The organism is Variovorax sp. LjRoot84 (genome assembly GCF_964254305.1).
In the GTDB taxonomy this organism is placed as follows: Bacteria; Pseudomonadota; Gammaproteobacteria; order Burkholderiales; family Burkholderiaceae_C; genus Variovorax.
Genome location: NZ_CAXUTE020000001.1, coordinates 1517982 through 1541676, shown reverse-complemented (window position 1 = coordinate 1541676; position 23695 = coordinate 1517982). Strand labels below are relative to the sequence as shown.

24 protein-coding genes are annotated in these 23695 nt (G+C 68.4%); 11 read left to right on the top strand and 13 right to left on the bottom strand.

Features of this window, described 5'->3' with window-relative positions; translation table 11 throughout:
* Positions 1–7: 7 nt before the first annotated feature.
* The 4 genes from ACSQ9I_RS07770 to hda all read right to left on the bottom strand — a co-directional run bounded on the left by ACSQ9I_RS07770 (position 8) and on the right by hda (position 3471).
* Positions 8–652, bottom strand: coding sequence for a DUF47 domain-containing protein (locus ACSQ9I_RS07770; RefSeq protein ID WP_093106846.1), 645 nt, complete (start codon positions 650–652; stop codon positions 8–10).
* 90 nt (positions 653–742) lie between these two features.
* Positions 743–1204, bottom strand: a complete 462-nt coding sequence (gene folK / locus ACSQ9I_RS07765) for a 2-amino-4-hydroxy-6-hydroxymethyldihydropteridine diphosphokinase (RefSeq protein WP_436312757.1) — start codon at positions 1202–1204, stop codon at positions 743–745.
* A complete protein-coding gene (pcnB, locus tag ACSQ9I_RS07760) occupies positions 1201–2757 on the bottom strand; it encodes a polynucleotide adenylyltransferase PcnB (protein ID WP_093106431.1) in 1557 nt (518 codons plus the stop codon). The genes folK and pcnB overlap by 4 nt, the downstream gene beginning before the upstream one ends.
* Before the next feature lie 27 nt (positions 2758–2784).
* Entirely contained in the window at positions 2785–3471 is a 687-nt protein-coding gene (gene hda / locus ACSQ9I_RS07755; protein ID WP_093106434.1) for a DnaA regulatory inactivator Hda, read from the bottom strand.
* 173 nt (positions 3472–3644) lie between these two features.
* Here hda and purM point away from each other — a divergent pair, with 173 nt between their 5' ends.
* From purM to ACSQ9I_RS07735, 4 genes are all read left to right on the top strand, one after another.
* On the top strand, positions 3645–4709 hold the full coding sequence (gene purM / locus ACSQ9I_RS07750) for a phosphoribosylformylglycinamidine cyclo-ligase (RefSeq protein ID WP_093106437.1): 1065 nt from the start codon (positions 3645–3647) through the stop codon (positions 4707–4709).
* A complete protein-coding gene (locus ACSQ9I_RS07745; protein WP_436315728.1) occupies positions 4706–5782 on the top strand; it encodes an AI-2E family transporter in 1077 nt (358 codons plus the stop codon). The genes purM and ACSQ9I_RS07745 overlap by 4 nt, the downstream gene beginning before the upstream one ends.
* Before the next feature lie 108 nt (positions 5783–5890).
* Positions 5891–6463 (top strand): isochorismatase family protein, encoded by a 573-nt coding sequence (locus ACSQ9I_RS07740; RefSeq protein WP_436312756.1) that lies wholly within the window; start codon positions 5891–5893, stop codon positions 6461–6463.
* 13 nt (positions 6464–6476) lie between these two features.
* Positions 6477–7466: a GlxA family transcriptional regulator gene (locus tag ACSQ9I_RS07735; RefSeq protein WP_093106442.1), complete on the top strand. Its 990-nt coding sequence runs from the start codon at positions 6477–6479 to the stop codon at positions 7464–7466.
* On the opposite strand, the gene yccS is transcribed toward ACSQ9I_RS07735, so the two are convergent.
* From yccS to murJ, 4 genes are read right to left on the bottom strand one after another with little or no spacing between them, the layout of a single operon-like run.
* Positions 7455–9710, bottom strand: coding sequence for a YccS family putative transporter (gene yccS, locus ACSQ9I_RS07730; protein ID WP_436312755.1), 2256 nt, complete (start codon positions 9708–9710; stop codon positions 7455–7457). The two genes, ACSQ9I_RS07735 and yccS, sit on opposite strands and share 12 nt — an antisense overlap.
* A gap of 39 nt (positions 9711–9749) precedes the next feature.
* Positions 9750–10172, bottom strand: a complete 423-nt coding sequence (locus ACSQ9I_RS07725; RefSeq protein ID WP_093106447.1) for a bleomycin resistance protein — start codon at positions 10170–10172, stop codon at positions 9750–9752.
* The gene (locus ACSQ9I_RS07720) at positions 10172–11023 is read right to left on the bottom strand and encodes a SirB1 family protein (RefSeq protein WP_436312754.1); all 852 of its coding nucleotides are present in this window, start codon (positions 11021–11023) and stop codon (positions 10172–10174) included. Before ACSQ9I_RS07720 ends, ACSQ9I_RS07725 begins: the two co-directional genes overlap by 1 nt.
* A 55-nt stretch (positions 11024–11078) precedes the next feature.
* Positions 11079–12644, bottom strand: coding sequence for a murein biosynthesis integral membrane protein MurJ (murJ, locus tag ACSQ9I_RS07715; protein ID WP_436312753.1), 1566 nt, complete (start codon positions 12642–12644; stop codon positions 11079–11081).
* Between the two features lie 116 nt (positions 12645–12760).
* Here murJ and rpsT point away from each other — a divergent pair, with 116 nt between their 5' ends.
* Positions 12761–13075, top strand: coding sequence for a 30S ribosomal protein S20 (gene rpsT, locus ACSQ9I_RS07710; RefSeq protein WP_093106455.1), 315 nt, complete (start codon positions 12761–12763; stop codon positions 13073–13075).
* Positions 13076–13201: 126 nt separating this feature from the next.
* Here rpsT and ACSQ9I_RS07705 read toward each other — a convergent pair whose 3' ends face one another.
* Positions 13202–13525: a DUF3579 domain-containing protein gene (locus ACSQ9I_RS07705; RefSeq protein WP_436312752.1), complete on the bottom strand. Its 324-nt coding sequence runs from the start codon at positions 13523–13525 to the stop codon at positions 13202–13204.
* Between the two features lie 161 nt (positions 13526–13686).
* Here ACSQ9I_RS07705 and ACSQ9I_RS07700 point away from each other — a divergent pair, with 161 nt between their 5' ends.
* From ACSQ9I_RS07700 to ACSQ9I_RS07675, 6 genes are all read left to right on the top strand, one after another.
* Positions 13687–14892: an aspartate aminotransferase family protein gene (locus ACSQ9I_RS07700; protein WP_093106459.1), complete on the top strand. Its 1206-nt coding sequence runs from the start codon at positions 13687–13689 to the stop codon at positions 14890–14892.
* Positions 14889–15824: an ornithine carbamoyltransferase gene (argF, locus tag ACSQ9I_RS07695; RefSeq protein ID WP_436312751.1), complete on the top strand. Its 936-nt coding sequence runs from the start codon at positions 14889–14891 to the stop codon at positions 15822–15824. The genes ACSQ9I_RS07700 and argF overlap by 4 nt, the downstream gene beginning before the upstream one ends.
* 73 nt (positions 15825–15897) lie before the next feature.
* Positions 15898–16542: an arylformamidase gene (gene kynB, locus ACSQ9I_RS07690; RefSeq protein WP_436312750.1), complete on the top strand. Its 645-nt coding sequence runs from the start codon at positions 15898–15900 to the stop codon at positions 16540–16542.
* Positions 16539–17837, top strand: a complete 1299-nt coding sequence (kynU, locus tag ACSQ9I_RS07685) for a kynureninase (protein WP_436292626.1) — start codon at positions 16539–16541, stop codon at positions 17835–17837. The genes kynB and kynU overlap by 4 nt, the downstream gene beginning before the upstream one ends.
* A gap of 12 nt (positions 17838–17849) precedes the next feature.
* Positions 17850–18686: a tryptophan 2,3-dioxygenase gene (gene kynA, locus ACSQ9I_RS07680; RefSeq protein WP_093106468.1), complete on the top strand. Its 837-nt coding sequence runs from the start codon at positions 17850–17852 to the stop codon at positions 18684–18686.
* Between the two features lie 38 nt (positions 18687–18724).
* The gene (locus ACSQ9I_RS07675) at positions 18725–19975 is read left to right on the top strand and encodes an SMI1/KNR4 family protein (RefSeq protein WP_436292625.1); all 1251 of its coding nucleotides are present in this window, start codon (positions 18725–18727) and stop codon (positions 19973–19975) included.
* 1 nt (position 19976) lies between these two features.
* Here ACSQ9I_RS07675 and ACSQ9I_RS07670 read toward each other — a convergent pair whose 3' ends face one another.
* Genes ACSQ9I_RS07670 through ACSQ9I_RS07655 form a run of 4 tightly spaced genes read right to left on the bottom strand, consistent with a single transcriptional unit; the run spans position 19977 to position 23630 of the window.
* On the bottom strand, positions 19977–21158 hold the full coding sequence (locus ACSQ9I_RS07670) for an FAD-dependent monooxygenase (protein ID WP_436312749.1): 1182 nt from the start codon (positions 21156–21158) through the stop codon (positions 19977–19979).
* A gap of 7 nt (positions 21159–21165) precedes the next feature.
* Entirely contained in the window at positions 21166–21447 is a 282-nt protein-coding gene (locus tag ACSQ9I_RS07665) for a DUF6587 family protein (RefSeq protein WP_436292624.1), read from the bottom strand.
* Between the two features lies 1 nt (position 21448).
* A complete protein-coding gene (feoB, locus tag ACSQ9I_RS07660) occupies positions 21449–23347 on the bottom strand; it encodes a ferrous iron transporter B (protein ID WP_436312748.1) in 1899 nt (632 codons plus the stop codon).
* A complete protein-coding gene (locus ACSQ9I_RS07655; RefSeq protein ID WP_436292622.1) occupies positions 23340–23630 on the bottom strand; it encodes a FeoA family protein in 291 nt (96 codons plus the stop codon). Before ACSQ9I_RS07655 ends, feoB begins: the two co-directional genes overlap by 8 nt.
* Positions 23631–23695: the final 65 nt, after the last annotated feature.

The window sequence follows — 23695 nt, the reverse complement described above, 5'->3', positions numbered from 1 at the left end:
CCCGCGCTCAGGAGTTCTCGAGGACGATGCCCTCGATCACGTTGGCGACGTCTTCGCACTTGTCGGTGATCGTCTCCAGCAGCTCGTAGATGGCCTTGAGCTTGATGACCTCGCGCACGTCCGGCTCTTCGCGGAACAGCTTGCTCATCGCGCTGCGCATCACGCGGTCGGCGTCGGACTCGAGCCGGTCGATTTCCTCGCAGGTCTTGAGCGTGGCCTCGGCGGTGGCCGGGTCGGTGATCTTGCCGAGGAACTTGACCGCGTCCTTCACTCGCTCGCAGCACTTCACGCTGAGCGTGGTCAGGCGCGTGATCTCCTCCGTCATGTGGCGCACGTCGTAGAGCGCCATGGTCTCGGCCGAGTCCTGGATCAGGTCGGCCACGTCGTCCATCGTGTTGATCAGCTTGTGGATCTGCTCGCGGTCGATCGGCGTGATGAAGGTCTTGTGGATCAACCGGTTGACGTCATGCGTCACGCGGTCGGCAGCGCGCTCGGCATTGTCGACATCGCGGTTGTACTGCTCGCGCAGATGCAGGTCGTTGTAGTTGGCGACGAGTTGCTCGAAGGCGCGCGCGGCTTCGACGATGCGGTCGGCGTGCTGATTGAACATCTCGAAAAAATTCCCCTCGCGGGGCAGCAGCTTGCCGAACATGGCGCTCTCCTGGATTCGCGGCCACCACATTCATGTGACGCCATCGTGAAAAAACCGCGCAAGTGTACTGGTCGGGCGCGCAGACGAGGGTCAGAGGCGCTCGATGCGCTGGTCGGCCACCTGGGCGAGCTGGGCCGGCGTAACCTGCTCCGGCGCGATCTCCGCCAGCGGCACGAGCACGAAGGCGCGCTCGCCCATGCGCGGATGCGGCAGCGTCAGCACCGCCGTGTCCATCGCCACCTCGCCATGGCGCAGCAGATCGAGATCGAGGGTGCGCGGCGCATTGCGGTAGGGACGCTCGCGGCCCGCGCCGCTCTCGAGGCGCTGGAGCTCGGCCAGCAGCGCCGTCGGATCGAGTTCGGTCTCGAGTTCGACCACCGCATTGATGAAATCGGGCCCCAGGGCATCGACAGGCGCGCTGCGATAGAGCGAAGAGCGCGCCCCGACGCGCGTGCCGGGCAGCGCCGCCAGATCGTCCATCGCCTGCCTCACCGTCGCGCGCGCGTCGCCCAGGTTGGCGCCGATTGCGACGTAGGCCCGGCTCGCCGTCATTCGGCCGCGACGCTGCTGCCGGCTTCGCCGCCGCTGCGCGGCTTGCGCCTGCGGCGGCGCTTGCGCGGCGCGGCGGCAGCGACTTCACCGTCGGGCGGAAGCTGCGCCTCGTCGGCGGCGGCCGCCGGCGCACGCGCGGCAGGCACGCGCTGGCGGGGTCTCTTGTGCTGCTCGTCGCGCACCTGGTCCAAGAGGTCTTGGCGGCGCACCTCGTCGGCCGTGCTGAACTCCTGCCACCACTCGGCGATCGCTTCGCTGACCTCGCCGACATCGGCGCGCAAGCGCATGAAGTCGAAGGCCGCACGAAAGCGCGCCTGCTCGACCAGGCTGTAGGGCGTGGCGCCCGTGCGCTTGTCGAAGCGCGGCTGCATCATCCAGATTTCGCGCATGTCGGCCGCCAGCTTGCCGCGGCCCGAGACGTCGCCGATGCGCGCATTGAACACGTCGTCGATCGCATCCTGCAGCGCCGGGAACGCGGCTTGCGCGCGCTGGCCATGGCGGCCCTCGACGCGCTGGGCCCAGCCGTCGCGCACATCGGCCCACAGCACGCAGGCCAGGAGGAAGCTCGGCGCCACCGGCTTGCCTTCGCCGACGCGGCGGTCGGTGTCCTGCAGGGCGGCCTTCACGAAGGGCAGATCGGCACGCTCGACCACGACGTCGAGCAAGGGGTAGATGCCGGTCGTCAGCTCGAGCTTGCGCAACTGCGCGACGGTGGCAACGGCATGGCCGGTCTGCAGCAGCTTGAGCATCTCGTCGAACAGGCGGCTTTGCGGCACGTCGGCCAGGAGCTTGCTGGATTCGACCAGCGGCGCCGCGGTCTTGGGCTCGAGCTTGAAGCCGAGCGCTGCCAGCTTGGCCGAGAAGCGGATCGCGCGAATGATGCGCACCGGGTCTTCGCGGTAGCGCGTGATCGGGTCGCCGATCATGCGCAGCGTGAGCTTCTTCGAGTCCTTGATGCCGTTGTGATAGTCGACCACGATCTCGCTCGCCGGGTCGTAGTACATCGCATTGACGGTGAAGTCGCGCCGCGCGGCGTCTTCTTCCTGCGGGCCCCAGACGTTGTCGCGCAGCACGCGGCCGCTGGCGTCGACCGCGTGCTTCATGCCCGCGAGCTCGCCCTTGCTGGTGCGTTCGTTGCCAGCCACCTGCTCGGCGCCGTTGCTGTCCATGTAGGCACGAAAGGTCGAGACCTCGATCACCTCGTGCTCGCGCCCGCGGCCGTACACCACGTGCACGATGCGAAAGCGCCGGCCGATGATGAAGGCGCGGCGAAACAGGCTTTTCACCTGCTCGGGCGTCGCGTTGGTCGCGACGTCGAAGTCCTTGGGGCGCAGGCCGAGCAGCAGGTCGCGCACCGCGCCGCCGACGACGTAGGCCTCATAGCCGGCATCCTGCAGCGTGGTGACGACGTTCTTGGCGCGCTCGTCGACCAGCGCCGGGTCGATGCCGTGCACCGAGGCGGGCACCTCCTGGCGCTTGCCGAAACGGGCCTTGCCGCCCTGTGCGGCATCGCCGGATTTGCCGAGGAGTTTGTCGATGAATTTCTTGATCATTGGAAAGCTTCGGCGCCTCTGGCGCCCTCATTCATTTTCGAGCATCGACCGGATCAGCGGGATCGTGATCGCGCGCTGGGTCTGCAAGGCATAGCCGTCGAGCTGCGCGAGCAGTTCCATCAGGCTGCCGAGATCGCGGCTGAAACGATGCAGCATGTAGTCGAGCACTTCGTCCGACAGCATCACGCCGCGGCTGTCCGCGGCCTGGCGCAGCACGGCGCGCCGCTCCGACTCGCCGAGCACCTGCAAGTGGAACACATGGCCCCAACCCAGGCGCGTGCGGAGGTCCTCGCGCAGCGGCAGATCGGCCGGCGGCACGGTGCCCGCCGCCACCACGCCCCGCTGCAGGCTCTGCGCATTGACGAACCAATTGAAAGCGGCGTGCTGCTGGACCGCAGTGTAGAGATGCACGTCGTCGAACAGCACGGCACCCCAGCGTTCGTCGAACTCGGGCGGGTCCAGCAGCCCCGGATGCAGCCAGCCCACGCTCGCACCCTGCTCGCGCAAGGCGCCGCGCACGGCTTCGAGCAGATGCGTCTTGCCGCAGCCGCCCTCGCCCCACAGGTAGGTCGGCACCGGAGAATGCAGCGTGGTCGAGCGCGCGTCGCCGACCCACAGCGCCAGGTGCCGCAGCGCCGGCTCGTTCGGCCCGGCGAAGAAGCCCGCGAGCGTCGGACCGGTCGCAATGCCGATGTCGAGCGCGAGCTGCTTCATGCCATGGCCGCCGAGAGCGGCTGGGGTGGCGCGGATGACGCGAAAGAAGGGTTCATGGGACAGGGCATGGCGGCCCTTAAAATCGTGGCGAATTCTATCGGCCCGACTGCTTCGGTTGCCGGCGTCATTGTCCTCCTTCCTTTCGCCCCTCCCTTCCTTCGTCCGGCCAGCCCATGAACTCCACCCCGCCCACCCCGCTCAGTTACAAGGATGCCGGCGTCGACATCGATGCCGGCGACGCGCTGGTCGACCGCATCAAGCCGCTGGCCAAAAAGACGATGCGCGAGGGCGTGCTGGCCGGCATCGGCGGTTTCGGCGCGCTGTTCGAGGTGCCCAAGCGCTACAAGGAACCGGTGCTGGTGAGCGGCACCGACGGCGTGGGCACCAAGCTCAAGCTCGCCTTCGAATGGAACATGCACGACACCGTCGGCATCGACCTGGTGGCCATGAGCGTCAATGACGTGCTCGTCCAGGGTGCCGAGCCGCTCTTCTTCCTCGACTACTTCGCCTGCGGCAAGCTCGACGTCGACACCGCGGCCGCCGTGGTGGGCGGCATCGCCCGCGGATGCGAACTGAGCGGCTGTGCGCTGATCGGCGGCGAGACCGCCGAGATGCCCGGCATGTACCCGGCCGGCGAATACGATCTCGCGGGCTTCGCGGTCGGGGCGGTCGAGAAATCGTTGATCCTCACCGGCCAGAACGTGAAACCCGGCGACGTGGTGCTGGGCCTGGCGTCGGCAGGCGTGCACTCCAACGGCTTCAGCCTGGTGCGCAAGGTGATCGAGCGCGCAGGCACCGATCTGCCCGCAACGCTCGACGGCCAGCCCTTCCGCGAAGCCGTGATGGCGCCGACGCGGCTGTACGTGAAGCCGGTGCTGGCGGCACTGGCCAAGCATCCCGCTTCGACAGGCTCAGCACAGGGCATCAAAGCGCTGGCCCATATCACCGGCGGCGGCCTGCTCGAGAACATCCCGCGCGTGCTGCCCGATGGCACGGCGGCCCACCTCAGGAAAGGCAGCTGGCCGCAGACCGAGCTCTTCGCCTGGCTGCAGAAGGTGGCCGGCATCGACGACATCGAGATGAACCGCACCTTCAACAACGGCATCGGCATGGTGGTCGTGATCGATGCGGCCGAGGCCTCCGCCTGCGCGGCGACGCTGCGCGCCGCGGGCGAGACGGTGCACGAGATCGGCGTCATTGCCGAGCGTGGTACCGGCGCGGCCGTGGTCGTGGCCTGAGCGGCCTGCACCGCGTGAGCGATATTCCCTCCACGCCGTCATCGCGCGCGCTGCTGACGGCGAGCTACCTGCTGATCTCGGGCGCATTGCTGCTGATCATGTGGCAGGGCCTGCTGCCCGGCCTGCTGTGCGTGTGCATCGGTTTTCTGGGCACGCGCTGGATCGCTCGCGTGCTGGATGCCGGCCTGCGACGCTTCGTGCCCCTGCGGCCGCAGGGCCTGGGATCCGCCGTTCCCTCGTGGTCGCGCGTCATCGCCGCCACGCTGGTGATGCTGGCGCCGATCGGCCTGCTGAGCGTGGCTTTCTCCGAGGCGCGCGACTTTGTCCTCAACGCGCCGGAGCAGTACCAGGAACTGCTCGACTACATCGCGCGCACGGTGCTGGAGCTGCGCCTCAAGCTGCCGCCCGACATCGGCGCCTACCTGCCGGAAGGCGCGGCGGAGGTGCAGCGCGTCGTCGCCGGCTACCTGCGCGCGCAGGCCGGCGCGCTCGCGCTGACCGGCCGCGCCTGGCTGGGCGGGCTGCTCTTCGCCTACGTCGGCCTGATCGTCGGCGCGCTTGCTGCCGTTGCCGCCCATCCGCCCACGCGGCGCCCGCTGGCCGAGCAGTTGAGGCAGCGCATCACTCTTTTCGGCGAGGCCTTCGGCCAGATCGTGGCCGCGCAGTTCTGGATCGCGGCCTTCAACACCTTCCTGACCGCCCTCTTCCTGCTGTTCGTGCTGCCGACATGGGACCTGCGCCTGCCGTACACGCCGGCCTTGATCACGCTGACCTTCGTCGCCGGCCTGGTGCCGATCGTGGGCAACCTGCTGTGCAACGCGGTGATCACCGTGGTCGGTCTGTCGGTATCGCCGATCACCGCACTGGCCTGCCTGGCCTTCCTGATCCTGATCCACAAGGCCGAGTACTTCATCAATGCCAAGGTGGTGGGCGCCCGCACGCAGATGGGCGTGTGGGAACTGCTGGCCGTGATGTTCGCGGCCGAGGCGGTGTTCGGCCCGGCGGGGCTGGTGGCGGCGCCGCTGTTCTATGCCTACCTCAAGAAGGAATTGCAGGCCGCCCGGCTCGTCTGAGTCGCATGTCCTGATTTGATCGATTCTTGTCCGGTGCAGCGCGGACGGAATGTCGGCAACGGAGAAGAATAAGGCGCATCATCCACCCGTCTCCAGGAGATTGCCGCCATGAAAAGTTGTCTGATAGTGATCGATGCCCAGGAATCGTTTCGCCATCGCCCTTACTTCGCGCAACGCGACTATGTCCCCTACGTCGCGGCGCAGAACGCGTTGATCGAAGGCTGCACGGCGGCCGGCATCCCGATCGTTCGCATCTTCCACGTCGACGGCCCGGCCAGCGCAGGCAACCCCTTCGCGGTCGAATCGGGCCATGTGCGGCCGCTCACGGAACTGACCGGCTTCGATGCCGCCGCGACCTTCACCAAGCACCGCCACAGCGCCCTGGTCAACAGCGGGCTCGACGTCTGGCTCACCGAGAACGGCATAGGCCGGCTGATCGTGAGCGGCATCCGCACCGAACAATGCTGCGAGACCACGACGCGCCACGCCTCCGACCTGGGCTGGTCGGTCGACTACGTGCTCGATGCCACGCTGACTTTCGACATGACCCAGCCCGACGGCCGTCCGCTGTCCGCAGCCGACATCAAGGCACGCACGGCGACCGTGCTCGAAGGCCGTTTTGCCAAGATCTGCAGCGTCGAACAGGCGCTGGAGCGCGCGGGCGCCCTGGCCGTGGCCTGAGGCCGCGCGCACGATGAGCTTGCCCTCGATCCGGGTTGTCTTCGTGCTGCTGCCCCACAGCCTCGTGCTGGACTGGGCCGGCCCGGCCGAGGCCTTGCGCATCGCCAACCAGCAATTGCGCGCCAGCGGCCAGCCGGAGCGCTTCAAGATCGAATTCGCCTCTCCGGACCCGGCGGCGATCGGCTCGGTCGGCGTGACCCTCGCCGGCCTGTCGCCGCTGCCGGCGCAGTGGGACGGCCCGGCGTGGATCGTGCTCGTGGGACTGCCGGGCAACACGATCTCGACGGCGGGCCCGCAGGCGCAGGCCTTGCTGCAGTGGTTGCGCGGCCTGCGCTTCGAGCGCGGCCGGCTCGAGCTCGTCACGATCTGCGCCGGTGCCCTGCTCGCGGCCCACGCGGGTGCGCTCGCGGGCCGGCGCGCCACCACCCACCATCACCATCTGGACGAATTGCGCCAGGTGGAGCCGCGCTGCGAGGTGGTTGCCAACCGCGTGTTCGTGATCGACCCGCCGCTCTACAGCAGCGCCGGCGTGACGACCGGCATCGACCTGATGCTGCACCGGATCGCCGAAAGCTGCGGCGAAGCGCTCGCGGCGCAGGTCGCGCAGACCATGGTGGTGGCGCTGCGGCGCGGCCCGCACGATCCCGAGCTCTCGCCCTTCCTGGCCTACCGCAACCATCTGCATCCCGCGCTGCATCGCGTGCAGGATGCGGTGAGCGAGGAGCCGCAGGCAGATTGGAGCGTGCCGCGCATGGCCGACGTGGCCCACACCTCGGCGCGCCATCTCACGCGCCTGTTCGTGGAGCACGCGGGCGTGGCGCCGCTGGCCTATCTGCGCCGCCTGCGACTCGCGACGGCGCAGCTCGCGCTGCAGTCGGGCGCCAACGTCACGCGCGCGGCCGAACTCTCGGGCTTCGGCTCCGACACGCAACTGCGCCGGGCCTGGCGCCAGTTCGGTCTGGTGGGCTCGCCGTCGGAAGCACATCTGCTATCAAGACGATAGCGGCGTGCACTCATCCTGCGGGGTTTCGGCCGCCCTTGACGCTTCTGCCGGCACCTTGCCCTCAGGCTGCAGCCATTCGCGCGCATGGTCGCGCAACGCGTCGATCTGCAGCCAGATCAGCGTGAGCTCCGTGCGAACGAGGCGGGCGGCCTGGTCTGCCCCGTCGCTGGGGTCGATCGCCGTCGCGAGCGCCGCACGGACGGAGGACTCCTCCAGGCCTGCGCCCGCCGCATCGGGCTCCCCCCTCTCCAGCCCGGCAGACAGGACATCGAGCGCCGCTGCTGCGCCTTCGGCCGCTTCCCGCAGCACCGCTGCACGTTCCGCATCGGGCAGCGCAACGCGGTGCGCGCCGAGCGCCGAGAGATAGCTCAACAGCGTGTGCGACCGGATCAGGAATCGCAGCGCCACGCCTGCGCGCGGCCGTACGTAGCCGGGCTCGCGGAACATGTCGGCCACCGCAGTCGAGAGCGCCGCGTCGGCGTTGTGGGCGTTGCGCCGCGCGAGCCGGTAGGCCAGGTCGTCGCGCGCGCCCGAGCGGTACTGCTGGACGATCTGGCGCAGGTAGCCGGCATGGTTGCGCATCGCGGTCGCGGCCAGCTCGTCGATGCGCCGCGCCTGCCAGTGCGGCAGCACCAGCAGCACGGCGAGCCCCGCAATGGCGCTGCCGATGGCCGTGCCGACCAGCCGCGGCGCGATCAGTCCATCGCCATCGCCCACCTGGTTGAAGCACATCAGCACCAGCAGCGTGATGGCCGCCGTGGCCAGCAGATAGCGGGTGGTGCGCGTGGCAAAAAACAGCACGCCGGCCACCACGGCCAGCAGCGACTGCAGCAGCGGCTGGGGAAACAGCTGCAGCAGCGCCCAGCCGACCACCACCCCGAGCGCGGTGCCTGCGATGCGCTGGCCCATGCGCGCCACGGTCTCGCTGTAGGTCTGCTGGCAGACGAACAGCGTGGTCAGGAGGATCCAGTAGCCCTGCGCCGGATGAACCAGCTGCATCACGCCGTAGCCGGCGGCAAGCGCGATCGCCAGCCGCAACGCGTGACGGAACAGCGCCGAGCGCGGAGTGAGTTGGCGCCGCACGCGCTCCATCACCTCGCGCCAAGAGCGCGGCGAGCGGTCGAACAAGCCCATGTCGGTGCGCCCCGCCTGGGCGGCCGGCTGACTCGCACCCGCAAGCTGCCCGTCGAGCTGCAAGAGGTTCCGTGCAAGCGCCTCGATCGAGGCCAGCAGCGCCAGTCGTTCCGGCGTGGTCGCGCGCTCGCGCTCTTGCTCGATCGCACTGCGCAGCTCCGCCAGCGCCTGCACCGTCCCGGCGTCGGCGACGAAGGGCTCGCGCCGGGTGATCGAACGGGCGAGGCGCTGGCAAGCCTGTCCCTGCAGGCCGAGCACGCGCTGGCAGCGGTACAGCAGGTCACTGTGGAAGAAGGCATCGGCCAGCGCGTTGTAGTCGTCGTGCGACGAGCTCGCGCGCTCATGCACGTCCTGCGCGATCAGGTAGAGCCCGCGATAGCGCGCGATGCGACCCGTCGGTGCCCGAGCGCCGATCCGCCTGAAGATGCTTTCCTTGGCGGCATTCAGCTCGGCCACCACCTCGGCGTTGAGCTGCGCGAGCGAGAGCCGCTTGCGCTCGATGTCGATCCCGCGCAGCGGCTCGAACAGCGAGGCCTTGAAGCGCACGTAGTCGCCGAGCACCGAGAACAGTCTGATCAGGCGCTCCTGCACCGGCTGGGCCGGAAAGGCCGCGCACCAGAGCACCGAAAACACCCCGTACCAGGCCGCGCCGGCCAACAGCAGCACCGCCTCGGCCCAGTCTGCGGCGTCGCTCGCGGGCCGGTTGTCGATGCCGAGCATGGCGTACACCGCCAGGATGAGCGTCGCGAAGCCGATCGCCTTGTAGCGCGCCTCGACCGCGCCCAGCATCGTCAGGCAGAACGCCGCCAGCGCCAGAGCGGTGATGAACAGCAGGGGCTCGCCAATCAAGGCCTCGATCGCGAACGCCGCCGCTGCAAAGCAGACCAGTGTCACGACCTGGGCGCGAAATCGGCCGCGCCAGCTGTCATCGGTTTCGGCCAGCGCGCTCGCGATGGCGCCCAGGAACAGCGGGATCAACGCCTCCGGATGCCCGGTGAACTCGCACAGCGCCACCAGGCTGCCCAACGTGAGCAGCACCCGCAGCGGCTGCGCCCGGCCTGCGAATGCGCGAAGCCGCTGGCGAAAGGTGTAGCCTGCAAGTGAAATCATTGCCGTGGTCACGCATGATGCGTGCCACGGCACGGGCAGCTAAGGCAGGTAGCCGCAGAAGCGCAGCACGTGCCCGTCGGGCTCGCGGATCGCGAACTCCCGCAGGCCCCAGGGCTGCGACGCCACCGGTTCGATCACGTTGACGCCGCGCTTCAGGTAGGCGGCATGCAGTCCGTCGACATCCTGGCCGACATGGATCACGATCTCGCCGCGCCAGGGATCGGCTTCGCGCCGGCCGCATTGCCAAAGGCGGATGTAGACCGGGTCGCCGTAGCTGCGATCGCCTTTCTTCACGCGCGCATAGCTCGGCGGCTCGCCGGCGATGAAGTCGAGCTCGAAGCCCAGCACGTCGCAGAAGTAGCGCGCGGCGCGTGACGCATCGGCCACCGGCAGCACCGGCTGGATGCCGTGGAACTCGTGCCGCGTGCCGAGGTCGACCCCCGTGGCCTTGGCCTGGTCCATCAGTTCTCCGTCCGGCGCAGCGCAGCGACGCGTTCGGCGATCGCATCGATGTCGAGCGCGTCTTCGGCGTGCATCAAATAGGTTTCGAGGTCGCGCACCGCCAGCGCGCTGTTGCCCTGCTCGGCATGCGCCAGGCCGCGGTCGCGGTACTCGCCCCAGGCTTCGGGAAACAGCGCCACCAGCCGGTCCTGCACTGCGATCGCACGCTGCCAGTCTTCCTGCGCGCGATGGATTTCTTTCAGGTTGCGCAGCATCCGGCCGATGATTTCGCGCGGCGAGGCCGGCTGCAGGTACAGGCCCAGCGGCACGTCGAAGTCGCCGACCAGGCCGTTGCTGCGCTTGTAGGGCTCGAGCCGCTCGCTGAGGTCTTCGCGCGAGAGCGACTTGCCGGTGAAGGGGTCGATCACCACCTGGCCCTTCGGCAGCGTGACCTTGAGCATGAAGTGGCCCGGAAAACCCACGCCCCGCGCCTGCAGGCCCAGGCCCTGCGCAAGCTCCATCCACAGCACGGCCAGCGAGATCGGGATGCCGCGGCGCGTGCGCAGCACGGCATTGAGGTAGCTGTTGTCGGGATCGTAGTAGTCGTTGACGTTGCCGCCGAAGCTCAGGTCATGAAAGAAGAACTGGTTGAGCGCCCGCAGGCGCTGCAGCGGCGCCGCGTCGGCGGGCAGGCGGCGCCTGAGCCGCGCGAGCAGCTGGTCGACGTCGCCCAGCACCTGTTGCACGTCGAGTTCGGGATATTCGTCCTGCGCCAGGCTGGCGGCCGCTTCGAGCAGAGGAAAGTGATCGTCGCTCTTGACAAGCGAGTCGAAGTACTCCAGAGCAGTGGGTGCCGAGAAGCTGAACGTCATGTGTCTTTGTAGAGGAGCGCGCGGAGAGCGTCAAGGCGGCTGCATGCGTCGCGTTTCAACGGCGCACAAAACTGCGCAACTTGACACCGACGAGCGCGAGCACCGAGAAATAGAGGAGCGCGGCGCCCACGATCAGCGCCGCCAGCAGGCCGATGCGGCGCAGGCGCTCGGCCTGCAAACCGATCCAGTCGAAGTGCTGGGCGCCCCAGACCAGCAGCGCACCCAGCACCAGGGCGCCGGCCATCACCTGCAGCACGAACTTGCCCCAGCCCGGCTCGGGCTGGTAGCTGCCGCGCCGGATCAGGCCGACCAGCAGCCAGCTCGCGTTGATCAGCGCCCCGATGCCGATCGTCAGTGTCAGCGCCGCATGCTGCAGCACCGGCACGAGGACGATGTTGAGCAGTTGCGTGAGCACCAGCACCACCACGGCGATCAGCATCGGCGTGCGCGTGTCGTGTTTGGCGTAGTAGCCCGGCGCCAGCACCTTGATCGCCACCAGGCCGACCAGGCCGACCCCGTAGCCCATGAGCGCCATGCTGGTTCGCTGCACGTGCAACTCGTTGAAGGCGCCGTTGTGGAACAGCACAGCGACCAGAGGCTTGGAGAAAACAAGCAGGGCCAACGCGCAGGGCACCGAGAGCAGCACCACGAGGCGCAGGCCCCAGTCGAGCATCGACGAATAGCGCACGTCATCCTTGGCGGCGCGCGCGCCTGCGAGCTGCGGCATCAGCACCACGCCCAGCGCCACGCCCAGCATGGCGGTCGGGAATTCCATCAGGCGATCGGCGTTGGTGACCCAGCTGACACTGCCGGTCGCCAGATGAGACGCGATCTGTGTGTTGATGAGCAGCGAGATCTGCGCCACGCTGACGCCGACCAGCGCCGGCAGCATCAGCTTGGTGATCTTGCGCGTCGTCGGATCGGCCCAGGCCGCACGGATCGCCGTGATGCTGGCACCGATGCGCGGCATCATGCCGAGCCCGCGCAGGGCCGGTATCTGCAGCGCCAGTTGCAGCACCCCGCCCACCATCACGCCCACGCACTGGGCATAGATCGGCTCGATACCGAGCCGCCGGAACCACGGCGCGCCGAGCACGATCGACAGGATCAGCGCCACGTTCAGCAACACCGGCGACGCCGCCGGCACCACGAACTTGCGCCAGGTGTTGAGAATGCCGCCGGCCAGCGCGACCAGCGACATGAAACCGATGTAGGGAAACATCCAGCGCGTCATGATGACCGCGGCATCGAAGCCCTGCGGATTCTGTTTGAGGCCGCTGGCCATGGCCCAGACCATCAGCGGCGCTGCAATCACCCCGGCCGCGCAGACGACGACCAAAGTCCAGGTCAGGAGCGTCGCCACGTGATCCACCAGTTCCTTGGCGCCCTCTTCGCCGCGCTCCGTCTTGCTGGCGGCCAGCACCGGCACGAAAGCCTGGCTGAAGGCGCCTTCGCCGAACACGCGCCGGAACAGGTTGGGGATGCGAAAGGCGACGTAGAAGGCGTCGGTCATCGCGCTGACGCCGAACACCGAGGTCATGAGCACGTCGCGGACGAGCCCCGTGACCCTGGAGGCGAGCGTCAGCAGGGAGACGGTGGAGGCGGATTTGAACAGGGACACGGGCGGAAGTGTATGTGGCCGCGCGTGCTCTTCCGGGCCTGCAGGACGGCCTCGGGCTCCTCGCCTATAATGGAGGGCTTTGCTGCATCATCCTCAGACACCTAAGGAACACATCCATGGCATCCGCCAAGCCCAAGAAAAAGAACCCGCGCCTCGCGTCGGGCCGTAAACGCGTCCGCCAGGACGTCAAGCTCAACGCCGCGAACACCTCGCTGCGCTCCAAATACCGCACCGCCGTGAAGAATGTCGAAAAGGCGGTGCTCGCCGGCGACAAGACCAAGGCGGCAGAACTCTTCGCGAAGGCCCAGAGCATCGTCGACACCGTCGCCGACAAGGGCATCTTCCACAAGAACAAGGCCGCTCGCGACAAGAGCCGCCTCGCGGCCAAGGTCAAGACCCTGGCCCTCGCCCCTGAAAAGGCCGCCGCCTGACGTCATCAGGCATTAAGCCCGGACCGGTTTTCAGCCAGTCCGCCGTTTGATCGGGGTGCGCTGCAGCAAAGTGACAAAACCGCCTTCGGGCGGTTTTTTCATGTCCGGCCGCCCTCGGGCGGTTCTTCATGGGCGACCGGTTTTGGCATCCGGCACCAGGCAAGCCTCCGCCACTTGCAGCCCGTTGTCCCTGGCGAAATTCATCACGAAGTCCCAGGCCATCACCTCGGCCTCGCGCAGTTCGCTGCTGACCACCACGCACTTGATGCCATTGATGACCGTCGGCACGCACCAGGGCGAGTAGTTCAGATGACTCCCGGGCTGGGGCCCGCCCGGGCGGAACGAACACATCACGCCCGCCAGTCGCTCCGCCCAGTCGCTCGGGCGAAATGTCCGGCCATCTTGGGTGATGCCCTGGATGAAAACTTCTTTGGCGGAGGGGGAAACCATCGGTCGGCGAGAGGGAAACGCGCACCTGTGCTGCGCTGCACAACGATTCTATCCGGCGGTCCCGCGAGCGACACCTGCGAGGGCATTGCTGTGATGCTCAATCCTCAACGATGCTGTCAAAGGGCACGCCTAGAATCCGCGTTCCCTTTTCCGGAGATCGTATGAGCGCCACTGCCGCCCCCTCGTCGCCCCACGTCATGAACACCTACGGCCGCCTGCCGATCGCGCTGTCGCACGGCCAGGGCTGCCGAGTCTGGGACACCGAAGGCCGCGCCTACCTCGACGGCCTGGGCGGGATTGCCGTCAACACGCTGGGCCACAACCACCCCGAGCTGGTGCCCGCGCTGCAGGACCAGATCGCCAAGCTGATCCACAGCTCCAATTACTACCACGTGCCCGGCCAGGAACAGCTGGCGACCAAGCTGACCGAGCTCTCGGGCCTCACCAACGCCTTCTTCTGCTCCACCGGGCTGGAGGCCAACGAGGCCGCGCTCAAGCTGGCGCGCAAGTTCGGCCATGACAAGGGGATCGAGCGCCCCGAGATCGTGGTCTACGAGGCCGCCTTCCACGGCCGCAGCATCGCCACGCTGTCGGCCACCGGCAATCCCAAGGTGCAGAAGGGCTTCGGCCCGCTGGTCGAAGGTTTCATCCGCGTGCCGCTCAACGACATCGAAGCGCTCAAGAAGGCGACCGAAGGCAATCCGAACGTGGTGGCCGTGTTCTTCGAAACCATCCAGGGCGAAGGCGGCATCCATCCGATGCGCTGGGAGTACCTGCGCCAGGTGCGCGCGCTCTGCGACGAGCGCGACTGGCTCATGATGATCGACGAGGTTCAGTGCGGCATGGGCCGCACCGGCAAGTGGTTCGCGCACCAGTGGGCGGACATCTTGCCGGACGTGATGCCGCTGGCCAAGGGCCTCGGCTCGGGCGTGCCGATCGGCGCCGTCGTCGCAGGTCCGCGCGCCGCCAACCTGTTCGGCCCGGGCAACCACGGCACGACCTTCGGCGGCAATCCGCTCGCGATGCGCGCCGGCATCGAGACCATCCGGATCATGGAAGAGCACAAGCTGCTCGAAAACGCAGCCAATGTCGGTGCGCATCTCAAGGCCGCGCTGGAGCGCGAGCTGGGCGGCCTGGCGGGCGTGACGGAAATCCGCGGCCAGGGCCTGATGCTCGGCATCGAGCTCGACCGGCCCTGCGGCGTGATCCTCAACCGCGCCTGCGATGCCGGCCTGCTGCTCAGCGTGACGGCCGACAGCGTGATCCGCCTGGTGCCGCCGCTGATCCTCAGCATCGCCGAAGCGGACGAGATCGTCGCGATCCTGGCGCCGATCGTGAAAGCCTTCCTCGCGGAGCCTCGGCCATGAGCGACAAGACACCCGCCATCCGGCACTACCTGCAGTTTTCCGACTTCACGGCCGACGAGTACGCGCACGTCTTCGCGCGTGCCGCGCTGATCAAGAAGAAGTTCAAGGCCTACGAGAAGCACCAGCCGCTGGTCGATCGCACGCTGGCCATGATCTTCGAGAAGGCCTCGACCCGCACCCGCGTGAGCTTCGAGGCCGGCATGTACCAGTTGGGCGGCAGCGTGGTGCACCTGACCACCGGCGACAGCCAGCTCGGCCGCGCCGAGCCGATCGAGGACAGCGCCAAGGTCATCAGCCGCATGGTCGACCTGGTGATGATCCGCACCTACGAGCAGACCAAGATCGAGGCCTTCGCGGCGCATTCGCGCGTGCCGGTGATCAACGGCCTCACCAACGAATTCCACCCCTGCCAGATCCTGGCCGACATCTTCACCTTCATCGAGCACCGTGGCTCGATCGCCGGCAAGACGGTGGCCTGGGTCGGCGACGGCAACAACATGGCCAACACCTGGCTGCAAGCCAGCGAGATTCTCGGCTTCAAGGTGCATGTGAGCACGCCCAGCGGCTACGAGGTCGACCAGTCGATCGCCGGCATCCGCTCGGCCGAAAGCTACAAGGTGTTCAAGGACCCGATGGAAGCCTGCCGCGGTGCCGACCTGGTGACCACCGACGTCTGGACCAGCATGGGGTACGAGGCCGAGAACGAAGCGCGCCGCGCGGCCTTTGCCGAATGGTGCGTCGACGAAGAGATGATGCGCGTCGCCCATCCCGACGCCCTCTTCATGCACTGCCTGCCAGCGCACCGCGGCGAGGAAGTCCAGGCCGAAGTGATCGACGGCCCGCAATCGGTGGTGTGGGACGAAGCCGAGAACCGGCTGCATGCGCAGAAGGCGCTGATGGAGTTCCTGCTGCTCGGCCGGCAGACGGGCTGAGCTCGCGCCGGTGTTTTCATTCTGTTGGAAATAACCGACACCACGACCCCGTTCGCGGCGCTAACTTTGCGCCATGAACCAACGCATCTGGGATATCTCGCCACCGGTGCATGAAGGCGCGCCGGTGTTTCCCGGCGACACGCCTTACCGCCAGCGCTGGGCGGCCACCATCGGGCCGGGCTGTCCGGTCAACGTCAGCGAAATCACGCTGTCGCCGCATGTCGGCGCGCATGCCGATGCGCCGCTGCACTACGACCCGGCGGGCGCGACCATCGGCGACGTCGATCTCTCCCCTTACCTCGGCCCCTGCCGCGTGATCCATGCGATCGAGTGCGGGCCCCTGATCGAGTGGGAGCACCTCGCTCACGCCGCCGACAACCTGCCGCCGCGCGTGCTGGTGCGCTCCTACCGGCACGCACCCATCGACCGCTGGGACGGCGCGCTCGCCGCCTACGCGCCCGCCACCATCGAGCGCCTGGCCGCGCTGGGCGTGAAGCTGATCGGCATCGACACCGCCAGCATCGATCCGGCCGAGAGCAAGACGCTAGCCAGCCACCAGGTCATCCGCCGCCTCGGCCTGCGCGTGCTCGAGAACCTCGTGCTCGACGCCGTGCCCGAAGGCGACTACGAACTCATCGCGCTGCCGCTCAAGCTCGTGACGGCCGATGCCTCCCCTGTCCGCGCCGTGCTGCGCGAACTCACACCTACCCGACCATGACCCTCGACGATTGCCAGCGCCTCGACGCGCAAGACCCCCTCGCCGCCCTGCGCGACCTGTTCATCCTGCCCGAGGACGTGATCTACCTCGACGGCAACTCGCTGGGCGTGCTGCCCAAGGCCGCGCCGGCGCGCGTCGCCGAGGTCGTCGCCAAGGAATGGGGCGAAGGCCTGATCCGCTCCTGGAACAGCGCCAGCTGGATCGACCTGCCGCAGCGCCTCGGCGACAAGCTGGCGCGCCTGATCGGCGCGGCGCCCGGCGAGGTGGTGTGCACCGATGGCACCTCGGTCAATCTCTACAAGGTGCTGTTCGCGGCGCTGTCGCAGATGAAGGCCAGCGGCCGCCAGGTCGTGATCAGCGAACGCAGCAATTTCCCGACCGACCTCTACATCGCCGAGTCGCTGTGCCGCGAGCGCGGCTTCACCTTGAAGCTGATCGAGGCCGGCGAGCTGCCCGCGGCACTGACCGCCGAAGTGGCGGTGCTGATGCTCACGCACGTGAACTACCGCACCGGCGCGATGCACGACATGAAGGCGCTCACGGCCGCGGCCCACGCGGCCGGCGCGCTCACGGTGTGGGACCTCGCGCACAGCGCGGGCGCGGTGCCGGTGGCGCTCAACGACAGCGAGGCCGATTTCGCGATCGGCTGCGGCTACAAGTACTTGAACGGCGGCCCGGGCGCACCGGCCTTCGTCTGGGTGCATGCACGGCATGCGAGCCGCTTCGAGCAGCCTCTGTCGGGCTGGTTCGGCCATGCGGCGCCCTTCGAATTCACGCCGCACTACCGGCCGGCGCCGGGCGTGACGCGCTATCTGTGCGGTACCCAGCCCATCATCGCCCTGTCCGCACTCGAATGCGGGCTCGACACGGTACTGGCCGCCGAGCCTTTCGACGGCGATCAGGGCAGCATGGCGGCGCTGCGCACCAAGTCGCTGGCGTTGACCGACGCCTTCATCGCCCTGGTGGAAGAACGCTGCCCAGGCCGTTTCACGCTGGTCACGCCGCGCGCGCATGCGCAGCGCGGTTCGCAGGTGTGCCTCGCACTCAGCGACAACGAGCCCGGTGCCTACGCCATCGTGCAGGCGCTGATCGCGCGCGGCGTGATCGGCGACTTCCGCGCCGCCCATTCGACGAGCTCAGGGCAATCGGAGGACAGGGACATCCTGCGCTTTGGCTTCACGCCCCTGTACCTCGGCTTCGAAGACGTGTGGAATGCCGTCGAGCACCTGGTGCAGGTCCTGGAGCGCGAGGAATGGAAGCGCCCTGAGTTCAACCAGAAACTCGCGGTGACCTAGAGAGGGACGCACATGAGCACCGAAAAGATCGTCCACGACGAAAAGGCGCAGCTGGACTTCAGCGCCTCGATGAGCTACAGCGACTACCTGAGCCTCGACAGCATCCTCAACGCCCAGCATCCGCGCTCGCCGGCGCACGACGAGCTGCTCTTCATCGTGCAGCACCAGACCAGCGAGCTGTGGATGAAGCTCATGCTGCACGAGCTGCGCGCCGCGATCCGCTGCGTCGCGGAGGACGACCTGTCCAGCGCCTTCAAGATGCTGGCGCGCGTCTCGCGCATCATGGAGCAGCTGGTGCACGCCTGGGACGTGCTGGCCACCATGACGCCGCCCGAGTACAGCGCGATGCGGCCCTACCTGGGCAGCTCCAGCGGCTTCCAGAGCTGGCAGTACCGCTGCATCGAGTTCGCGCTCGGCAACAAGAACGCCGCCATGCTCAAGCCCCATGCGCACCGCCCCGAGCTGCTGGCCGAGGTCGAGGCGGCGTGGCGCGCACCCTCGCTCTACGACGAGGCGCTGCGCTTGCTGGCACGCCGCGGGCTGGACATTCCGGCCGACCACCTCGAGCGCGACTGGACCAAGCCTTATGAACTCAGCGACGGCGTCGAGCAAGCCTGGCTCGTGGCCTACCGCAACCCGAAGGCTCACTGGGACATTTACCAGCTCGGAGAGGAACTGACCGACCTCGAAGACGCCTTCCGCCTCTGGCGCTTCCGCCACGTGACCACGGTCGAGCGCGTGATCGGCTTCAAACGTGGCACGGGCGGCACCGGCGGGGTAAGCTACCTGCGCAAGATGCTCGATGTGGTGCTGTTCCCGGAGATCTGGAAATTGCGTACCGACCTGTAGCGCCGCCGCCGAGCTCGACAACGATCAAGGAGACGACGATGAGCAGCGATTTCTTTGCCGACGACGAGTTGAGCCAGCTGCGCGAGCACGGCATCGTGCTCTTTGCCGAGCGCGTGATCTTCGATGCCCGGCCGCCGATTCCCTTCGAGCAGATCGCCACGGTACAGGCCCTGTGCGCCGGGCCGATCCCGCCCGAACTCGTCGCGCTCTGGCAGCAAACGGCGGGCGGGCGCATCGACTACGACCTCCACCTGCGCATGAACGGCAACGAAGAGGCCGTCAGCTGGAGCGAGCTGTTCTGGAACGGCAGCGACGGCTACCACGACCTGCAGGGCTGGATCGATCACGAACGGCAAGTGGCGGAGGAAGCCGCCAAGGCGGGCGACCAAGCCTGGGACGGCAAGCTCACCGCCCTGCCCTTCGGCGGCTTCGAATACAGCGACCGCATCTACGCCGTGGTCGAGCCCGGCGCGGACTACGGCCATATCTTGGCGTGGAAGCAGGGCCTCCCCGAGGCCTGGGCGCACGCGCTGCACGAGGATGGATTGACGACCGTCGGACACGATCTGTACGCAGCCTTTGCCGTGCTGCACCTGGACGAAGACCCGCTCGAACCGGCCGGCGACTACTTCACCGGGCAAGCACTGCTCGAATACCTCGACGAGCGTCACGAAGCGCACGGCCTGTCCCTGGAGCTGATGGACAAGCTGGTCGCGTTCTACCGCCGCGCCACGGTCGACTGGAAGACACCGCTGGCCGATGGCACGCTGGGCCAGGACGGCCCGCTCTCGCGCATCGCATTGCGCCATGCGGTCGCCACCGACGATGCCGCGCTGGTCGAACGGCTGGCGGCGGCCGGCGTGGCGCTCGACGGCCCGCTGCAGGGCAGCGCGATCGCCACCGACCTGGCGCTGAGCCACGGTGCCCATGCTGCAGCGGCCGCGCTGGTGCGCGCCGGTGCGCCGGTGGCGCCGGACGCGCTCGACTACATCGACAGCGCGGTCTCGCCCGAACTCGTCACCCTGCTGCTCGATCACGGCGCCCAACCGAGCGCCACCGCGATCGCAGAGTGCGTGGCTTGCGGCGCGCCGGCCGCCGCACGGCTCATCGCCGCTGCCTACGGCCAGGCCCACGATGACCTGCCCGCGGCTTTCGAATCGGTCAGGAACGGGATGCTCGCCGAGCTCGAGACCTCGCTGGCCGAGGTGCGCACCGGCAAGGTGAGTCACTACCTGGGCGCGCACGGCCTGGCCGAGCGCGTCGACCATTTACAAAGCTTCGCGCTCTGATTCAAGCCCGGTAGAGCCAGGGCACGTCGAGCAGCCGCGCGCCGAGCAGTCGCAGGGCCGCATCGCGCCCCACGCGCACCAGGCCGGTGGCATGAAAGATCTCGCCGTTGCGCCGCGCCCGCGCCTGAACCTGGGCGTTGCGCTCCCAGCGCGCGGCCGCGTAGCGCGCCAGCGCGGCCGGCACTGCCGCCGAATCGCCTCCATCGAGTGCACCAGCCAGCGCCACCGCGTCCTCGATCGCCATGCCGGCGCCCTGCGCCAGGTAGGGCAGCATCGGATGCGCCGCATCGCCGGCCAGGGCCACGCGTTCGCTCGCCATCTGCTCGGGCCCGCTGAGCGGCGGCCGGTCGCTGAGCGTCCATGCGCCCCATGAAGGCATCGCTTCCAGCAGCGCCTGGAGGCCGGCGCAGGTTCGGCCGGTGGCCGCCTGCAGCGCAACCAGGCTGCTCGCCTGGTCCCAATCGCGCGCATCGCCGGCCGGCGCGGCCTCGGCCAGCACCACGACATTGAGCGCATCGCCGCGGCGCACCGGGTAAGCCACCGCATGCAGCCGCGGCCCGAGCCAGACGCCGATCTGCGTGCTGCGCAGCGCCGCAGGCAGCGCCGATTGCTCGATCAACGCACGCCAGGCCGTGTGGCCGGTCGCGCGCGGCGGCGGCGAATCCTCCACCACGCGCGAACGCACCGCGCTCCAGAGGCCGTCGGCGCCGATCAGCGCATCGCCCTCCCAGGCCCGCGCATCCGCACTCGACACGCAGACCGCACCGGCACGCGCCACCGCCTGGTCGACGCGCGTGCCGGTGTTGAGCGTGACGGCGCCGCTCCCGCGCACGGCAGCCAGCAGCAGCGCATGCAGGTCGGCGCGGTGCACGCAAAGATAAGGGGAGTCATAGCTTCGCAGCATCGCATTGCCGAGCGGCAGGCGGGCGATCTCGCGGCCGCCGGTCGCGCTGCGCACCACCAGCGCCTCGGGCCGCGCCGCGATGCGCACGAGCGGCTCCCACACGCCCAGCGCCTGCAGCCGGCGCGTGACGTTGGGGCCGAGCTGGATGCCGGCACCGACCTCGCCGAAAGCCACGGCCTGTTCGAACAGGTCGATGCGGTGGCGGCGGCGAGCCAGCGCGAGCGCGCTCGCCAGACCCGCAATGCCCCCGCCTGCGATCAGGATGTGAGCAGCCGGCATGCCCCGCTCAATGCGCGCGCGTCGCTGGCTTTGCGCGATCCGGCGCTGCCGAAGGACTGCTCTTGGTGGTGCCGCAACTGCCGCAGCTGTCGCACGAGCCGCAGCCCGAGCTCTTGGCGAGCGACTCGGCCAACTGCCGTGCCTGCTCCGCATCGACCAGGCCCGCGCGCTGCGTGCCCGACGCGAGCCTCGCCGCCGCGGCGCGGCGCCAGCCGGCGGGCATCCAGCGCCAGACCGCATAGATCGCGGCCAGCGCGACGATCAGCCCGACGATGATCTGTTGTGTCATCTCATCCTCCTGTGAGTGCCAGAGCAACCCTATAGGTTATCCAGCACGCAATGTAGGCGAGCGCGAACAAATAGCCGGCGATGATCCACACGTAGCGCCACGAACCGGTCTCGCGCTTGACCGCGGCCAGCGTCGAGATGCACTGCGGCGCGAACACGTACCAGACCAGGAGCGACAGCGCCGTGGCGAGCGACCAGCTGCCGGCGATCAGCGGCTCCAGCTGGCCCGCGACGTCGTCGCCGGTGGCCGACAGCGCATACACCGTGCCGAGCGCACCCACCGCCACCTCGCGCGCCGCCATGCCCGGAACCAGCGCGATCGAGATCTGCCAGTTGAAGCCGATGGGCGCGAAGATGTGCTCCAGCCCGCGGCCGATCATGCCCGCGAGGCTGTACTGGATCGCCGGCCCGGTCGCACCCTCGGGCGGCGACGGGAAGGTCGAGAGGAACCACAGCAGGATCGTGAGCGTGAGGATGATCGTGCCCACGCGCTGGATGAAGATCCACGCCCGTTCATAAAGGCCCAGAGCCAGGTTGCGCAGGTTGGGCCAGCGGTAGGCCGGCAGCTCCATCATCAGCGGCGAATGCTGCTTGCTCTCGCGGAAGCGCTTCATGACCCAAGCCACCGCCATCGCCGAGACGATGCCGAACACGTAAAGCGCGAACAACACCACGCCCTGCAGGTTGAACACGCCGCCCACGGTGCGCGCCGGGATGAAGGCCGCGATCAGCAGCGCATAGACCGGCAGCCGCGCCGAGCAGGTCATCAACGGCGCGATCATGATCGTGGTGAGCCGGTCGCGCCAGTTGCTGATGGTGCGCGTGGCCATCACGCCCGGAATGGCGCAGGCGAAGCTCGACAGCAGCGGAATGAAGGAGCGGCCCGACAGGCCCACGGTGCCCATCACGCGGTCGAGCAGGAAGGCCGCGCGCGGCAGGTAGCCGGAGTCTTCCAGCGTGAGGATGAACAGGAACAGGATCAGGATCTGCGGCAGGAACACGATCACGCCGCCCACGCCGGCGATGATGCCGTCGACCAGCAGGCTCTGCAGCATGCCCTCGGGCACGAAGCGCTTGATGAGCTCGCCGAAGGCGGCGGTTGCGTCCTTGATCGCGTCCATCGGCACGTTGGCCCAGCTGAACACGGCCTGGAACATCAGGAACAGCGTGACGGCGAGCACCAGCATGCCCCACACCGGATGCATCACCACGCGGTCGATGCGGTCGCTGGCGGCCAGGCTGCCGACCGGCTCGCGCACCGCCACGCCGAGGATGCGGCGCACCTCGCGCTGCGTGGCGAGCACGTCGTCGAGTCCCGGCGCCTGCCAGGGCTGGGGCGCCGCGACCGCCACCGGCGCATCGAGCGCCTCGAGCAGGCCCTTGGCGCCGCCGGCATGCACGCCGACGGTCTCGATCACCGGCACGCCGAGCTCGCGCGAAAGCAGCGCGACATCGACCACGATGCCCTGCTTCTTCGCCATGTCGGTCATGTTCAGCGCCACCACCATCGGCAGGCCCAGACGCTTGGCCTCGAGCACCAGCCGCAGGTTGAGCCGCAGGTTGGTGGCGTCGGTCACGCACACCAGCAGATCGGGCAGCGCCTCCTGGCTCCTGCCGGTGACCACGTCGCGCGTCACGGCCTCGTCGGCCGACAGCGCATTGAGACTGTAGGCGCCCGGCAGGTCGAGCACGAACACACGCCGGCCGGCGGCGGTGCGCAGCAGGCCTTCCTTGCGCTCGACCGTCACGCCGGCGTAATTGGCCACTTTCTGGCGGCTGCCCGTCAGCAGATTGAACAGCGCCGTCTTGCCGCAGTTGGGATTGCCCAGGAGCGCGATGCGGCCCGGCGGCGCCGACGAGACAGCGGCGCCGGGCTGGAAGTTCAGCGTCGCTTCAACCATGCTGCGCGGCTCCCGGCATCACGCGGATGAACGAGGCCTCGTGGCGGCGCAGCGCGAAGGTGGTGTGGCCCAGGCGCACGGCCAGCGGCTCGCGGCCCGGCACGCCATTGGCAACGATGCGCACCGCCTCGCCGGGCACGAAGCCGATCTCGGTCAGGCGCAGCACCAGCTCCCGGCCTTCCGCTTCATCGGGCCGAAGCACATCGAGCACGGTCGCCCACTGGTTGCTGGGAAGCTGATCGAGGCTGATGGCGGCCAAGGCCGCGCCGTTCGTGGTGGTCACCCGCGGAATCCAATTGTCAAAATGAGAATTATTCTCGAAAACGCCGGCGTTTGGCGAACCGGGGC